The organism is Bacillus sp. KH172YL63, assembly GCF_011398925.1.
In the GTDB taxonomy this organism is placed as follows: domain Bacteria; phylum Bacillota; class Bacilli; order Bacillales; family Bacillaceae_B; genus Rossellomorea.
The window spans coordinates 1,003,981-1,018,577 of the sequence record NZ_AP022842.1; the positions used below are offsets into that span (position 1 = coordinate 1,003,981).

16 protein-coding genes are annotated in these 14,597 nt (G+C 46.1%); 11 read left to right on the plus strand and 5 right to left on the minus strand.

Annotated features, from left to right (window positions below):
• Window positions 1–63 precede the first annotated feature (63 nt).
• From KH172YL63_RS05015 to KH172YL63_RS05030, 4 genes are all read left to right on the plus strand, one after another.
• The gene (locus KH172YL63_RS05015; RefSeq protein ID WP_173105070.1) at window positions 64–246 is read left to right on the plus strand and encodes a hypothetical protein; all 183 of its coding nucleotides are present in this window, start codon (window positions 64–66) and stop codon (window positions 244–246) included.
• 78 nt (window positions 247–324) lie between these two features.
• The gene (locus tag KH172YL63_RS05020) at window positions 325–495 is read left to right on the plus strand and encodes a hypothetical protein (RefSeq protein ID WP_173105071.1); all 171 of its coding nucleotides are present in this window, start codon (window positions 325–327) and stop codon (window positions 493–495) included.
• A gap of 664 nt (window positions 496–1,159) precedes the next feature.
• Window positions 1,160–2,320, plus strand: coding sequence for a sporulation protein YhbH (gene yhbH, locus KH172YL63_RS05025; RefSeq protein ID WP_442858772.1), 1,161 nt, complete (start codon window positions 1,160–1,162; stop codon window positions 2,318–2,320).
• Between the two features lie 123 nt (window positions 2,321–2,443).
• Window positions 2,444–2,935, plus strand: coding sequence for an STAS domain-containing protein (locus KH172YL63_RS05030; RefSeq protein ID WP_173105073.1), 492 nt, complete (start codon window positions 2,444–2,446; stop codon window positions 2,933–2,935).
• Between the two features lie 54 nt (window positions 2,936–2,989).
• Here KH172YL63_RS05030 and rpiA read toward each other — a convergent pair whose 3' ends face one another.
• Window positions 2,990–3,658 carry a ribose-5-phosphate isomerase RpiA gene (gene rpiA, locus KH172YL63_RS05035; protein ID WP_269475193.1) on the minus strand — a complete coding sequence of 223 codons (669 nt, stop codon included), beginning with the start codon at window positions 3,656–3,658 and terminating at the stop codon, window positions 2,990–2,992.
• Between the two features lie 135 nt (window positions 3,659–3,793).
• On the opposite strand from rpiA, the gene KH172YL63_RS05040 reads away from it, so the two are divergent.
• The 3 genes from KH172YL63_RS05040 (at window position 3,794) to proC (ending at window position 6,067) form a co-directional block, all read left to right on the plus strand.
• Entirely contained in the window at window positions 3,794–4,099 is a 306-nt protein-coding gene (locus KH172YL63_RS05040) for a YciI family protein (protein WP_173105074.1), read from the plus strand.
• Between the two features lie 24 nt (window positions 4,100–4,123).
• Entirely contained in the window at window positions 4,124–5,146 is a 1,023-nt protein-coding gene (locus KH172YL63_RS05045; protein WP_173105075.1) for a phosphotransferase enzyme family protein, read from the plus strand.
• Between the two features lie 114 nt (window positions 5,147–5,260).
• The gene (gene proC / locus KH172YL63_RS05050) at window positions 5,261–6,067 is read left to right on the plus strand and encodes a pyrroline-5-carboxylate reductase (RefSeq protein WP_173105076.1); all 807 of its coding nucleotides are present in this window, start codon (window positions 5,261–5,263) and stop codon (window positions 6,065–6,067) included.
• A 268-nt stretch (window positions 6,068–6,335) separates the two neighbouring features.
• Here proC and KH172YL63_RS05055 read toward each other — a convergent pair whose 3' ends face one another.
• The 3 genes from KH172YL63_RS05055 to KH172YL63_RS05065 form a co-directional block, all read right to left on the minus strand.
• On the minus strand, window positions 6,336–6,989 hold the full coding sequence (locus KH172YL63_RS05055) for an SIMPL domain-containing protein (RefSeq protein WP_269475194.1): 654 nt from the start codon (window positions 6,987–6,989) through the stop codon (window positions 6,336–6,338).
• A gap of 1 nt (window position 6,990) precedes the next feature.
• On the minus strand, window positions 6,991–7,551 hold the full coding sequence (locus KH172YL63_RS05060; RefSeq protein WP_173105078.1) for a hypothetical protein: 561 nt from the start codon (window positions 7,549–7,551) through the stop codon (window positions 6,991–6,993).
• A gap of 89 nt (window positions 7,552–7,640) precedes the next feature.
• Window positions 7,641–8,591: an L-lactate dehydrogenase gene (locus tag KH172YL63_RS05065; protein WP_173105079.1), complete on the minus strand. Its 951-nt coding sequence runs from the start codon at window positions 8,589–8,591 to the stop codon at window positions 7,641–7,643.
• A gap of 308 nt (window positions 8,592–8,899) precedes the next feature.
• Between KH172YL63_RS05065 and KH172YL63_RS05070 the strand changes: the two genes are divergently transcribed.
• The 3 genes from KH172YL63_RS05070 to KH172YL63_RS05080 are packed head-to-tail and all read left to right on the plus strand — an operon-like array spanning window position 8,900 to window position 10,562.
• Window positions 8,900–9,436, plus strand: a complete 537-nt coding sequence (locus tag KH172YL63_RS05070) for a GNAT family N-acetyltransferase (RefSeq protein ID WP_173105080.1) — start codon at window positions 8,900–8,902, stop codon at window positions 9,434–9,436.
• 13 nt (window positions 9,437–9,449) lie between these two features.
• The gene (locus KH172YL63_RS05075) at window positions 9,450–9,932 is read left to right on the plus strand and encodes a tetratricopeptide repeat protein (protein WP_173105081.1); all 483 of its coding nucleotides are present in this window, start codon (window positions 9,450–9,452) and stop codon (window positions 9,930–9,932) included.
• A gap of 60 nt (window positions 9,933–9,992) precedes the next feature.
• Window positions 9,993–10,562, plus strand: a complete 570-nt coding sequence (locus KH172YL63_RS05080; protein ID WP_173105082.1) for a histidine phosphatase family protein — start codon at window positions 9,993–9,995, stop codon at window positions 10,560–10,562.
• A gap of 40 nt (window positions 10,563–10,602) precedes the next feature.
• On the opposite strand, the gene KH172YL63_RS05085 is transcribed toward KH172YL63_RS05080, so the two are convergent.
• Window positions 10,603–11,904, minus strand: coding sequence for an NCS2 family permease (locus tag KH172YL63_RS05085; protein ID WP_173105083.1), 1,302 nt, complete (start codon window positions 11,902–11,904; stop codon window positions 10,603–10,605).
• 218 nt (window positions 11,905–12,122) lie between these two features.
• Between KH172YL63_RS05085 and KH172YL63_RS05090 the strand changes: the two genes are divergently transcribed.
• The gene (locus KH172YL63_RS05090; RefSeq protein ID WP_173105084.1) at window positions 12,123–13,766 is read left to right on the plus strand and encodes a M20/M25/M40 family metallo-hydrolase; all 1,644 of its coding nucleotides are present in this window, start codon (window positions 12,123–12,125) and stop codon (window positions 13,764–13,766) included.
• The last annotated feature ends 831 nt before the right edge of the window (window positions 13,767–14,597 follow it).

A 14,597-nucleotide genomic window follows, 5' to 3' on the forward strand; every position in this document is an offset into this window, starting at 1 on the left:
CGATTTTTCCATGCTCGTTTAAATCTCTCACTCGAAGGGAAAAGTAGTGAAGAGGTGAGAGATATGAGTAAAAACAAGCATGAACTTGATAAAAACTATGAACCGGAAAACGGCTCCATGGCACATGATATGGAGGAAATGGAGCAGCTCGGAAAACAGATGGAAAGACTCAGAACGAATGAAGAACTGAAAGAAGACAAGAAACAGCCTGATCCCGTCCAGTATAAAGAACGAGATAAGGAGTAGTTGACAGAAAAATCAGATTATAATAATCTATAGATAGAGAGCCGGGCCCATTATCTTATATGAAAGTGGGTGAAGAGGATGTCTTCCAAACCATTACCGCCGGAAGAAACAGCCCCTCTTAACGGAAGTATGGCCTCCAACATGGAGGAAGTCATCAAGCTCGGAAAGCAGATGGAGAAATTACGGTCCAGTGGCGAACTGAAGAGTCACAATCGAGTGTCAGACCCGGCCCAATATGAAGAAGATTAATCAGGTGAAGCAGCCTGGTTATTTTTTTTTGTAGGAATGGGGGAGGCAGTTGTGCAGATGACGGGAAGCAGGCATGCGAAATGACCAATTACGCAATGAACCCTGAAAGTTACGCAATAATCAGCTGAAGTCACGCAATGAACCCCGAAAGTTACGCAATCACACCAGGAAGTTACGCAATAACGGGGACAGGGGGCTAAAATAAAGCCTGGATATCAACCAGCACTTAATAAAAATTCTTATGTATGACTCATTTCCGGTCAACAGCGTTTAAAAAACACAAGTTACGCTTTGAAAATCATTCACAATATACGAATTGTTCATATAAAATGTGAAACCTTCTTATCATCCTCTTATCGCAAACGAAAAGCAACACACAGATGCCGCGCTCATACCCCGTCAAACCCACTCCGCTGAAGCAGTTTCCCTCAAAGAATCCCCGTCCATGATCCTTCGAGATAACCTGTCAGAAAAATAGGCTTGTCCAATCATAAAAGAACGATTAATTGTCGAAATTATTTGTAAATTTATCAATACTTCTGCATAGGATAGAGTAATCCCCGTTTCACTTCAAGGGGTACGTTCAGATTAGACAGTCAACATAGTGTATGCAGGAAAATGAAAAAATGTGAAAAAAATTAAGGAGGGGAATAATTTGAGTGAGATGGATAATCATCAGTTTGTCATTTCCAAGGAAGATTGGGCCCTCCACCGCAAAGGTCACGATGATCAGCAAAGGCATCAAGAGAAAGTACAGGATGCGATCCGCAATAATTTACCTGACTTGATTACAGAAGAGAACATTGTGATGTCCAATGGCCGCGATGTCGTCAAAATCCCGATTCGTTCGTTAGATGAATATAAAATTCGATACAACTATGATAAGAATAAACACGTCGGGCAGGGAGACGGTGAGAGCCAGGTAGGGGACGTCATCGCCAGGGACGGATCCCAACAGCAGCAGGGTCCCGGAAAAGGCCAGGGTGCAGGGGACAAAGCCGGTGAAGATTATTATGAAGCAGAAGTTTCGATGCTTGAAATCGAGGAAGCGTTATTCAGTCAATTGGAGCTGCCGAATCTGAAGAAGAAGGAGCAGGATGTTCAAACCGTCGAGCACATCGAGTTCAATGATATCCGGAAAACGGGACTGATGGGGAATATTGATAAAAAGAAGACGATGATGTCGGCCTTTAAGAGGAATGCCATGAAAGGTACTCCCGGATTTCACCCGATTTTCACGGAGGATCTGAAGTTCAGGACATGGAATGAAGTGTTGAAGCCCGAATCCAAGGCAGTCGTGTTGGCGATGATGGATACAAGTGGAAGTATGGGCGTATGGGAGAAGTATATGGCACGGAGTTTCTTCTTCTGGATGACCCGGTTCTTACGGACAAAATATGAAACGGTGGAGATAGAATTCATCGCCCATCACACCGAAGCCAAAGTCGTGTCTGAGGAACACTTCTTCTCGAAAGGTGAAAGCGGCGGGACCATCTGTTCATCCGCCTACCGGAAAGCGTTGGAGCTGATCGACGGTAAATACCCGCCGAGCCGTTATAACATTTATCCGTTCCATTTCTCAGACGGGGATAATCTGACATCGGATAACGTCAGGTGTGTGAAGCTCGTGGAAGAGTTGATAAAAGTGTCCAGCATGTTCGGATACGGGGAAGTAAATCAGTATAATCGTCATTCGACCTTGATGTCGGCTTATAAAAATATTAAAAATGATGACTTCCGATACTACATCCTCAAGCAAAAAGCCGATGTGTTCCATGCGATGAAAAGTTTCTTCCACAAGGACGAGGAAAAAGCCTTCGCTTGAGAAAAACCAGCCGATGAGGCTGGTTTTTCACTATGATTCTCTATACATATGATTAGGTGATGAAGCAGCAAAATGCTAGAATAGAAAATAGCTATGAAAATATCAACATACGGTGAGGTTATCATGACGACTGAAAATCAGGAAATTATGCAATTAAAAAAGGAAGTACAAGATTTGAAAGACCAGCTGGCCCAGGCTGAACAGCTGATTATGGACATCTCTGCCCCGATCATTCCATCGATCGTTCCGGAAACGATTCTGATTCCCATCACGGGCAAGCTCAGTCCTGAGCGGTTTGAGAGGATCATTTCAAAGATTTTGGATGTGTCCTACGGTGAGGAGATTCATACCATCATCGTCGACTTTTCGGCCATTTCAGAAAAAGAAATCGGTGAAACAGATATTTTTGGCACCTATATCGATAATATGGCTAAAGCCATTGGATTGATGGGAATCGAGACCCTTTTTGTCGGATTCACCCCGGCACTGACCCAGGTGATGATCAATTCCGGTGTGAGCGAGCTGCAGGGAATCAAAACATTCCTCACATTCCGGACAGCACTTCAGTATTTGATGAGAGAAAAAGACCTGGAATTTCAGAATGTCAATCAATAACATCAAACAGACAGGTCAATGAAAAGAGGGGGGCATCTGATGCTCCCCCTCTTTTTATTTGTCATCAGGGACGAGTATCTCCACCCCATCCTCTTTTCCTACGATGACCTTGTCAGCCATGCCTGTGAAGAGTCCTGTTTCGATGACGCCTGTCAGCTGTTTTAATTCCCTGTGAAGTTTAACCGGATCACCGATTGATGAGAAATCACAATCGAGAATGTAGTTCCCGTTATCTGTGAGGAAGACATCAAGCCCCTTCTTTCTTAAGACCGGATTGCACCCGAATTCGGCCAATGACTTTGCCGTCATCTCCCATCCGAATGGAACGACCTCAACAGGGAGGGGGAATGAACCAAGGACAGGCACCAGTTTGGACTCATCGATCACAACGATGAAGGATTTCGTGAACATGTCCACAAACTTCTCCCTGAGGAGTGCCCCGCCTCCGCCTTTAATCAAATGAAAATCAGGATCAACTTCATCGGCACCATCGATTGACAGATCCAGGGATTCCACTTCTGCAAAAGAAGTCAGGGGAATGCCTGCCTCTTTAGCAAGACGCGCTGTTTCTTCTGATGAGGGAATCGCTTTGATCTGCAATCCCTGAGAGATGCGTTCCCCTATCTTTTTGATCGTCCAATAGACCGTGGACCCAGAGCCAAGCCCTATCGTCATGCCGTCCTTTATCTCCTCGACCGCTTTCTCTCCGGCTGCTCTTTTCATGAATATACCCCTTTCAGACTTGGATTGATTTGAATATTATACGAATATGGGATGAAAAGAAAGAAGCGCGGCTTGTGGAATAAAGGATTTCACTTCAGGAAAGTCGTATATGTTAGGAAGAAAGGAGGCTGTGAAATGGAATTCATCTATATGTTAAAACTGATTCCCCGTTTATTTAAAGAGGAAAACTGGACGGCCAAGGACGAGGAAATCGTCCAACGGCATTTCTCCAGGTTGAAAGAATGGACCGATCAAGGCGTGGTAACGCTCGCAGGCCGGACATTGAATGAAGAGGAGAATGCCTTCGGGATCGTGATCTTTGAAGCGGAAGGGGAGGAATCTGCAAGGACTTTCATGAATGAGGACCCGGCTGTAAAAGAAGGAATCATGACTGCCGAGCTGTTTCCGTATCGGATCGCGCTGTTAAAAGAAAACCGGTAATCGTCCAGGATTGGAGGAGAATGTATGGAGAAGTGGATAGAGGAACTGTTTACCGGGGAGATATTGGCTGATGCCGCATCCCGGTTTGGTTGTGATGTGAAAGAAGCGAAAAAGCTCGGGGACTTTGAAAACTATGTGTATGAAGTCCATAAAGAGGAGAGCCCGTATATTCTCCGGCTCACACACAGTTCACATCGCTCAAAAGAAGAAGTCGAAGCGGAACTGAATTGGGTCAATTATTTACATAAGCACGGTGTGACCGTCTCTTTGGTCAACCGTTCGGAAGCGGGGAACCTGGTGGAAGTCATTGAAGCCGGGGAAACCCAATTTTACATTTGTTTATTTGATAAAGCTCCAGGACATCCGGTGAAAATAAATGATCCTTTGTTTGATGATCCCTTATTTTATCTGTGGGGTAAGCTGACAGGCCATATGCACAGGGTGACGAAGGAATATGAGCCTGACGGTACCCGCCGTGAACGATGGGATGAAGATGATGTGCTGGATTTTAAAAAGTATGTAACGTCTACAGAAGACAAGGAAATCGTAGAGAAGGGTCACCGCACGAAAGAAATCATCTCCCGCTTCCCAGAGACAAAGGATTCTTTCGGACTGATCCATTCTGATATCCACCCTGGGAACTTCTTTTATCATGAAGGTGACCTGCATGTGTTTGACTTTGATGACAGTTCACAGTTTTACTTTATGAGTGATGTGGCCATCCCCCTTTATTATTCTGTTTGGTGGAAGTACAGAAATGAGACGTTAGAGGATCGGAGCAGATTCGGAGAAAGGTTCCTCGTTTCGTTCTTGAAAGGGTATAGGACAGAATGTGATGTGGAGAATGAATGGGTGGAACGGATTCCCCATTTCCTGCTGCTGAGGGACCTGACGTTATATTCGGTTTTTCATAAAAAATGGGATCTCACAAACTTATCTGAAGCCGAGGAGTCATTGATCCATCAGCTCCGGGATCGATTGGTGAAAGATGAACCGATCGCAGAGCTCGACTACCGCAAAATCCTTGATGAAGTAAGAATGGCATAGGCCGGGAGGAATGTTCCTCCGGGCTTTTTTCTTAGTGGAGGAAGATTTTAATCAGGGGAAAAGTCTGGTAGAATGCAAAAGACTATGTACATATCAACAGATGAGGTGAAACAAATGGATAAAACCATTGGATTTATAGGATGCGGCAATATGGCGCAAGCAATCTTAGGGGGCATACTGCATGCAGGACTCGTCGATAAACGGGCCATACGTGCCAGTGCAAGGACTAAAGCAACACTCGAGAAGGTAGCGGAGCAGTTCGGAGTGGAAACGACCGTTGATAATCAAGCGGTTGCTTCAGTTTCTGATATCGTGTTCCTTGCCGTCAAACCGGATCAATACGGTGTGCTGATCGAAGAAATCAAAGATTCTCTGAAGGAGGACGCCATCATCATGACCATTGCAGCCGGCATCACGATTGACTGGATGGAGAAGAAGCTGTCACCATCTATGAAAATCGTACGGACGATGCCGAATACACCGTCCCTGGTCGGGGAAGGGATGACCGCTTATTGCGTGAATGGAGCGGTGACAGAATCGGACCTTGAAGCTGTGCAGGCAACGCTCGAAAGCTTCGGAAAAGCAGAGAAGGTGGACGAAGGGATGATGGACGCGATTCCCGCCGTCAGCGGGTCATCCCCTGCTTATGTATTCATGTTCATCGAAGCACTGGCCGATGGAGCGGTCCTGCAGGGAATCCCGAGAAAACAAGCGTATCAGCTCGCGTCCCAGGCCGTGCTCGGAGCAGCCAAAATGGTCCTGGAAACAGGCACCCATCCCGGCGAATTGAAAGATGCCGTATGCTCCCCGGGCGGCGCAACGATCGAAGCCGTCGCAGCCCTCGAGAAAAATCAGTTCAGAGGCACAATCCTTTCTGCCATGGAGGCATGCGGGAAGAAGTCTAGGTCCTTAGGGGAGTAGGGGTGTCAGGTTGGATTTAGGGAGCGGGGAGAGGAAGGAGATTGTGGATTTTTTGGGAGTGACGCATAAACCGTTGAGGGTGACGCATAAACGGGGAAAGTGACGCATAAACCAAAATCCAAACATTATCAAACAATCTATCTCTGAAAATAACAACAAAAATTCCGCTTGAATCAAAAAGCAAACCAGATTCTATATCCAAGTAATCCCTTCACAACACAAATCATAACGAAAACCTGCCGGAGTAGTGTCTACTTCGGCAGGTTTTTTATTGTGTCTTGAATTCGACCGTGATACTGGCAGTTACCCCGATTTGTCCTGGCTGTACCGGTGTGCTTTCGTCGGCAGCTTTGAGGTAGGCGACGTTCATCGAGGATGGCATTCCGATCGTCGATTGTTCTGTAATGGATGCAGGCTGGGGGTTGAGGTGTTGATTCGATTGGTTTGCCAGTGTGAGTGCTTTTTGGTACGCCTTTTGATAGGCAGAGGCAAGTGCCTGCTGGTAGGCTTCAATGGGGTTGGAATGGACAAATTGGATGTTTTCGATCCGGTTGGCACCGTTTTTTAAGGCGTCGTCAAGGATCGTCCCCACTTTTTCAAGGTTTTGAATCGTCACTCGATATATCTGACGAACCTCATATCCGGTGAAAACCTGCTTCCCATTATCATAATTGTACTGGGGGTTCACCTGATAGGAGGAGGTTTGGATGTCTTTCTTGAGGACACCGTTAGCCATCAGTGATTGCATGACGCTGCTTGATTGCTGTTGATTCAGTTGTTGAGCAGTCTGTAAATCTTCATCCTTTGTGACGATGCCAATGGAAACAACGGCTTGATCGGGATCGATATACATCGTGTGATCTCCTGAAACGGTGATTGTTCCGGGATTTGCGGTGGTTCGGTAGGAAGGATATGAATACATTTTACACGCACGTAAAGGATTCGATTTTATCTAAATCGATGCCGTAGTATACCCATGTGAAGCCGATCCATCTCCAGCCTGCAATTGAACGGTGTCCGATATATACCGGATAGAACCAGAAGGAATCTCTTTTGAGCCATATATAGGTGTAGTGGAATAAGCATCTTCTGATCGCGCCGGGATCTACTGCATAGAGGCCTGGACTGCCCTGCGTCCCTTGAACTGCCGTCTTTTGCGGCTGGAAATTCGGTGGCGGTCCGGGTGGATGTTGGTTTTGGCCGCCATGGCCGCCGGATGGTGGTGGGGAATCAGGTGCCCCTTGGCCGCCACCTGGAAAACCTGGGAAGCCTGGAAAGCTGCCACTGCCAGATCCCTGCCCTTCGCCCGGAAAACCAGGGAACCCGTTGCCTGATCCCTGCCCTCCGCCGGGAAAGCCAGGAAACCCGCTGCCAGAGCCCTGCCCTCCGCCCGGAAAACCAGGGAACCCACTGCCAGATCCCTGTCCTCCACCGGGAAAACCAGGGAATCCGCCTCCTGGGAATAGTTGTCTGTGACCGTACATAGAAGAACCTCCTCATAAAGAATTCTCTTTATCTTATGAGGAGGTCCGATGGGCGTGCGTGTCTATTCAATTGAGAAATGATTGCCTGATTAAGATTCCATTGCTTTATCGATGACGCTTTTTAACGTAGCTGCAGAATGGGCGAATTGCGCCTTCTCTTTTTCATTCAATGGCAGATCAACGACCTTGCGGATCCCTTCACGATTGATGATGGCAGGAACCCCGATGTAGATGTCGTTTTGATCGTACTCTCCCTCTAAAAGGGCAGATACAGTTAGAATGCTGTTCTCATTGTTAAAAATGGCCTTTGTAATCCGTGCAAGACCCATGGCGATGCCATAATAGGTGGCCCCTTTGCGTTCGATGATTTGATATGCCGCATCCCTTACGTTGACGAAGATGTCTTCGAGCTTGTTCTGCACTTCTTCATTTTCCATATCGATCAACTCGCTCAGTTGACTGGCACCGACGGTTGTATGACTCCATACCGGGAACTCAGTGTCGCCATGTTCCCCCATGATATAGGCGTGGATATTCCGGGTATCGATATCGAAATGCTCACCGACCAGGTATCGGAGTCTTGCTGTATCAAGGATCGTACCAGAACCAATCACCCTTTCCTTTGGCAGCCCGGAGAATTTCCAGGTTGCGTAAGTCAAGATATCTACGGGGTTTGTTGCTACAAGGAATATTCCGTTGAAGCCGCTCGCCATGACAGAGTCTACGATTGTTTTAAAGATCTTCACGTTTTTCTCCACAAGGTCCAGTCGTGTTTCACCAGGCTGCTGATTTGCTCCAGCCGTGATCACGACAAGATCGGCATCCTTACAGTCGCTGTAGTCCCCGGCAGATATCTTCATTTGGGGAGCGAAGGCAAGTCCGTGGTTCAAATCACGAGCATCTCCATCTGCTTTTTCCTTATTCAGATCAATCATCACAAGCTCATGAGCAATTCCTTGATTAAGCAGGGCGAAGGCATAACTTGAACCAACAAACCCTGTGCCGATTAACGCTACTTTATTTGTGCATTTAATTGTCATCCGTCATCACCTATCCACAAATTATTTGAACAATACGCATCCGTTTGAATGGATGTAGAAAAGAAGAAAACATATATTGTGAAGTAATTCACAATATAATCATAACATGAATCACTGTGATATTCTACTCCTTCATCCATTATACTATACGTATATGTGAAGTAATTCACAAATATGTCATAGCTTAGAGGGACGGACCTTGATTCCTAGGACCTGGTCCTAGGAATCAAGGTCCGTCCCTCAAAAAAAGGGTTTTGTCTCAGTGATGATGAATGTATAGGAAAGAGTGTGTGATGGGGGTGTATGGTATGGATGTGAGGAATGGTGAGTTGGTGATCCGCCCTTTGGAGGAGGGGGATAAGCATTTGCTGGTGAGGTGGCTGTCAGATCCTGTGGTGCTTGAATTCTATGAAGGCAGGGATCAATCGTTCACACTGGAAATGGTGGAGGAGAAATTTTTTGCGGACAGGGGTGTTATGAGCTGTCTCGTTCTCTATGAGGGAAGGGAGATCGGATACTTACAATATTATCCCCTTGATGAAGAAACGATGATCCGCTACGGCTACACGAATCTGGATGAAGTGATTTATGGAACGGATCAATTCATCGGGGAGGCTGTGTATTGGAACAGAGGAGTCGGCACGAAGATGATCAAGGCAGTGGTCGAGTATTTGCTTCAGAAGGAGGGTGTTCACCGGCTGGTGATGGACCCGATGACGTGGAACACCAGGGCGATCCGCTGCTATGAGAAATGCGGGTACAGCAAAGCCCGGATTCTATCGGAGAATGAGCTTCACGAAGGGAAGTATCACGATTGCTGGCTGATGGAGTACATTCCCGAATAAGGAGGAATGAAGGATGAGCAGGATTGAAGAAGCCGTTTCATTGAGGGGAACGGGTAATCATGAAGCGTCTATAAAGAAATGGAAGCAATTGATCGAGGAAGATCCGAAAGTCGGATACCTCCACTATCAATGTGCCTGGACCCATGATGCGATGGGCTGTGAAAGGGAAGCGGTCACTTATTATGAAGAGGCGATCCGGCTGGGATTGACGGACCTTCATCTGCAGGGCGCTTATATCGGGTTGGGAAGTACATATCGGTCATTGGGTGAATATGGGAAGAGCCGATCCGTTTTAAAGGAAGGCATGGAGCGGTTTCCCGACAATAACGGGTTGAAGGTTTTTTACGCCATGGCCCTGTATCATCTCGACGGGCACAAAGAGGCGATGGAGCATCTTCTCACCTGTATCGTGGACACGTCACAAGACGAAACGATCCAGCCTTACAAAAGGGCGATCGCCTTTTATTCAACACAATTGGATAAGGTATGGGACTAGGAAAGGCTGTTAGAGGTAGCAGCTTTTTCATTTTTTTAGATGAAAAAGGAGGGGACGAATGTGACCAGGTTGTACTTTGCGAGGCACGCTCATTCGGTTTATACACCGGAGGAACGGACGAGGCCTTTATCGGAAAAAGGAAAACGGGATGCAAAGATTGTGACTGAACTATTAATGAAAGAAAACATCGATGTTGTCTGTTCAAGTCCTTACCAGAGAGCGATTGAAACGGTGGAAGGGATCGCACATCACATCGGTCAGGATATCAGGATGGTGGAGGAAATGAAGGAGAGGACGTTATCGGGTGAGCCTGTGGATGACTTTCAGCAGGCGATTTCGAAAGTATGGGGAGACCCGGCCTTTTCATTCGAAGGGGGAGAGTCGAATGCTACCGCTCAAAAAAGGGGCGTACAGGGGATATTTAACCTGCTGGAAGAATATAATGGGAAAAACGTCGCAGTCGGAACCCATGGAAACATCATGGTGCTCATCATGAATCACTTCGATGAAAGCTATGATGTGAATTTTTGGAGAGCGCTTGAGATGCCTGATATTTATTGCTTAACCTTTGAAGGGCGAACGCTGCAGAATGTCAGAAGAGTGTGGACAGAGCAGGCAGGAATACTATAAAAAAAGACCGTTCGCTCTGAACGGTCTTTCAGTATCTTCATTAATGAGGCAGGAATGCCAATTGATAGAAGAATAGAACGGCAAAGATATACACAAGTGGATGAACTTGCTTCCACTGACCTTTGACAACTTTCAGTATTGGATAGGAAATGAAGCCCAATGCAATACCTGTTGCAATGCTTGATGTCAGCGGCATGCTCAGGATGATGAGGAAAGCAGGGAAGGCTTCATCAAGCTGATCCCATGAAATCTTTGAAATGCTTCCCATCATCAGACTTCCTACGATGATCAGTGCCGGTGCCGTGATGGCTGCAATCCCGGATACTGAGCTGACAAGCGGGCCGAAGAAAGCTGACGCAATGAATAAGATTGAAACGGTCAACGTTGTCAGTCCGGTTCTTCCTCCTGCAGAAACCCCTGCTGAAGATTCAATGTAAGCAGATGTCGGGCTCGTACCGAACATTGCCCCGACAGTCGTTGCGACTGAATCAGCGAGAAGTGCCTGTCTCGCACGAGGAAGTGTATTGCCTTTCATGAGTCCCGCCTGCTGGGCAACTCCGATCATTGTACCAGTCGTATCGAAAATCGTGACAAGTAAGAAGGAGAAGACTACGGCATATAAACCATATTGGAAAACGTCAGCAAACGCCGTAATCGGATTTGCGACAATCAGTCCTTCAGGCAGATGAGGAAGGGCGACAAACCCATCCTTAAAGGATAACTCGCCTGTGAAATACGCGATCATCCCTGTGACGATCATCCCGATAAACAGGGCACCGTGCACATTCAAGACCATCAGAATCAACGTGACCGCAAGACCGGTCAATGCAAGGATCGCTGAAGAAGAATGGAGATCACCGAGCTGCACAAGGTTCGTCGGGTGAGCCTGGATAAGGCCGGTCAGACGCAATCCGATGAAGGCAATGAACAACCCGATCCCTGCTGTAATTCCGTGCTTCAAATTTTGCGGAATCGCTTCGATCAATTTTTTTCGCAAAGGCGTCAATGAAAGAATGATGAACACAATCCCCGCAACAAATACGGCAGAGAATGCGACGATGTATGAAATATCATCGTGTGCACCAACGACAGAGTATGTGAAATACGCATTCAGTCCCATACCCGGGGCGATGGCGATAGGATAGTTCGCGAACAGTGCCATCCATAAAGTACCGGCAACTGCTGCAATGATGGTCGCCAGGAATACTTGGTCAAAAGGCACCCCTGCATCAGATAAAATGATTGGATTGACAATCACTATATATACCATTGTTAAAAATGTGGTGATTCCGGCCAGTATCTCCGTTTTAGGGTCTGTACCGTTTTCCTTCAATTTAAACATCATAATTCCTCCAATAAATACGAACATTAAAAACAAGCAACTCCTATATTATTCGTTATTTGAGCGAAATTCAATAGATTTCCCCGAATTTTTTTCAAGAAATTATATTGTAACCCCTTCCAAACACCTTCCGTTTTCGATAAGATGTTATCAATTACAGGGGGAGCATCCCCCATCCAGCGCAACTGGTATCACTTAGAGAAAGGGGCGGTACTAACGTGTATCCACAACTTAAAAACAAACCAATCTCAGAACAGATTGAACAGATCACACGGTCATTAGTCGCTCTGAAAAGTTACAACGGTACAACAGGAGAAAGTGAAAAAGCGAGATTCATATATGAACTGATTTCATCGTTCCCTTATTTCAAGGAGCATCCTGACCAGGTATGGATGCAGGAAGTCCCGAACGATCCAGTCGGAAGGAAGAACGTATTCGCCCTTTTAAAAGGACAGTCACCAAAAACTCTTCTATTCCATGCCCACTATGATACGGTCGGCACCGATGATTACGGGGCATTGCAGGATATGGCACATGATCCCGACTTTCTGCAAAAATTCTTTATGGATTATGAAGGGGAGGAAAAGGTGCGGGAAGACGCACTGTCCGGAAAGTGGTTATTCGGAAGGGGAGCCCTTGATATGCAAAGCGGCATCGCCGTTCACCTTGCGAACCTTCTGCACCACTCCAAAGAAAAGGAGCACGACGGACATTTACTCTTCTTATTCAATGGAGACGAAGAAAGTGAGCATGCCGGGATGATTACTGCTTTAAGCGAGCTTTACCGATTGAAGGAAGAAGGCCTGGACTACGTCGCCGCGATCAACACCGACTTCATTTCACCGATCTATGATGGGGACTGTAAGAGATATATCTACACCGGAGCGGCCGGAAAGCTTCTACCCAGCTTTTATATATATGGAAGGGAAGCACATGTAGGCGATGTCCTGACATCAATCGATCCCACCATTATCGCTTCCAGGATCAACTTGGAGGTGAATCAGAACTTAACGTATCTCGAAGATATTCCGGGGGAATTCACCCTGCCTCCTTCATGCTTATATTTTAAAGACGATAAGCATACGTACAATGTGCAGACGCCACTCAGTGCGTCCCTTTACTTCAACTATTTTGTTTATGAAAAAACGGCAAGGGAAGTCCTCTACGAAATGAAGAAAGTCGCCATGAAAGTAGTAAGCGAGGCAGAGGCACGGAGCAAGGAACAATATGAAAAGTACCGAAGCTATCATGGCTTCCCTGAAAGAGAATTCTCATGGGAGATAGAAGTAATGAGCTTGCGAGAGTACATCTTCTGGTTAAAAGAAAGGGGCATCGATCCTGATCCCGTCATGAAGAAAATCTTCCATGATATGGACGGGGAAGACAGACGGACAATCGCTTATGCCATGGTCGAAGCCCTGCAGCAACTGGACCCAGATCGCACACCGAGGGTCATCATCTTCTTTGCACCGCCGTTTTTGCCCCACAACTATGTCAATGAAGACAACGAATACGGAAAACGGGTCAGGGAAGTACTGGGCGCATGCCTCGATGACATCTCAAAAGAAACCGGCGAGGAATTCGTCATCAAACGCTTCTTCCCCTACCTCGCCGACGGCAGTTTTCTTTCCCTTCATGAAGAAGATGAGGATATTGAAGTGTTCAAGAAAAACCTCCCCCTCATCGATCAGCTCTACCCCGTCCCCATCGATATGATCAGGAAACTTAACATTCCATCGATCAATATCGGTGTGTACGGCAAAGACGGTCATCAATGGACGGAAAGGGTATATAAGCCATACACATTCTCCGTGTTGCCGGACATCATCCGGCGGGTGACGAAGGAATTGTTGAAGATTTAAGAGGTGATAGGCGGGTCGATTGGATTGGTTGGCCCGCTTTGTATGGTTTGGGTAGGGGGACGTTGGAGTAGGGTGCCACTAGGGGTGATTCGACTCCGACTCGATTCGATTCGACTGAGCGATCAGTCATATGGGTTTATTTGTAAAAAGACGCATATAAAGAAATTTTGACGCAATCCTTTAAGTAAGAGACGCAATGAAAATTATTATGACGCAATTACCTTTCAAATAGACGCAATCGAAGGATCGTACTGCTAATTGATGGACTGTGGATCTGTAAGAGGATACGAATCTTCTTACGGATTTTTTTATAAGGCATTGGAATGGAACGGGTGCTTCCTTTATTTGTATGGGAAGTTGGCAATTACGCAATCCACCCGGAAAGTCACGCAATAAACATTGATTCTCACGCAATAAGTGGTGAAAGTTACGCAATCAACATCGAAAGTTGCGCAATAACCTGTTCAACAGCCCTTGGTAGGGTACATGTACTTTTAATAGATGACGATTTTTGACAGTGAAGCGTCAAAATTTAGTATTATTTTTGCAAATTAATATGAAAAACAATGGAAACAGCTATCCAAACGGTGTGAAAAGACAATTACGCAATCCACCCGGAAAGTCACGCAATAAACATTGATTCTCGCGCAATAAATGGTGAAAGTTACGCAATCAACATCGAAAGTTGCGCAATAACCTGGTCAACTACCCCTGATAGGGTACATGTACTTTAAATAGATGCCCATTTTTGACAGTGAAGCGTCAAAATTTAGTATTATTTTTACAAATTAATATAAAAAACAACGGAAATAGCCATCCAAATGAGGTAAT

Coding starts and splice junctions, on each gene's coding strand:
- KH172YL63_RS05015 (WP_173105070.1), top strand. CDS start 64: ATGAGTAAAAACAAGCATGAACTTGATAAAAACTATGAACCGGAAAAC.
- KH172YL63_RS05020 (WP_173105071.1), top strand. CDS start 325: ATGTCTTCCAAACCATTACCGCCGGAAGAAACAGCCCCTCTTAACGGA.
- yhbH (WP_442858772.1), top strand. CDS start 1,160: ATGGATAATCATCAGTTTGTCATTTCCAAGGAAGATTGGGCCCTCCAC.
- KH172YL63_RS05030 (WP_173105073.1), top strand. CDS start 2,444: ATGACGACTGAAAATCAGGAAATTATGCAATTAAAAAAGGAAGTACAA.
- rpiA (WP_269475193.1), bottom strand. CDS start 3,658: ATGAAAAGAGCAGCCGGAGAGAAAGCGGTCGAGGAGATAAAGGACGGC.
- KH172YL63_RS05040 (WP_173105074.1), top strand. CDS start 3,794: ATGGAATTCATCTATATGTTAAAACTGATTCCCCGTTTATTTAAAGAG.
- KH172YL63_RS05045 (WP_173105075.1), top strand. CDS start 4,124: ATGGAGAAGTGGATAGAGGAACTGTTTACCGGGGAGATATTGGCTGAT.
- proC (WP_173105076.1), top strand. CDS start 5,261: ATGGATAAAACCATTGGATTTATAGGATGCGGCAATATGGCGCAAGCA.
- KH172YL63_RS05055 (WP_269475194.1), bottom strand. CDS start 6,989: ATGTATTCATATCCTTCCTACCGAACCACCGCAAATCCCGGAACAATC.
- KH172YL63_RS05060 (WP_173105078.1), bottom strand. CDS start 7,551: ATGTACGGTCACAGACAACTATTCCCAGGAGGCGGATTCCCTGGTTTT.
- KH172YL63_RS05065 (WP_173105079.1), bottom strand. CDS start 8,591: ATGACAATTAAATGCACAAATAAAGTAGCGTTAATCGGCACAGGGTTT.
- KH172YL63_RS05070 (WP_173105080.1), top strand. CDS start 8,900: ATGGATGTGAGGAATGGTGAGTTGGTGATCCGCCCTTTGGAGGAGGGG.
- KH172YL63_RS05075 (WP_173105081.1), top strand. CDS start 9,450: ATGAGCAGGATTGAAGAAGCCGTTTCATTGAGGGGAACGGGTAATCAT.
- KH172YL63_RS05085 (WP_173105083.1), bottom strand. CDS start 11,904: ATGTTTAAATTGAAGGAAAACGGTACAGACCCTAAAACGGAGATACTG.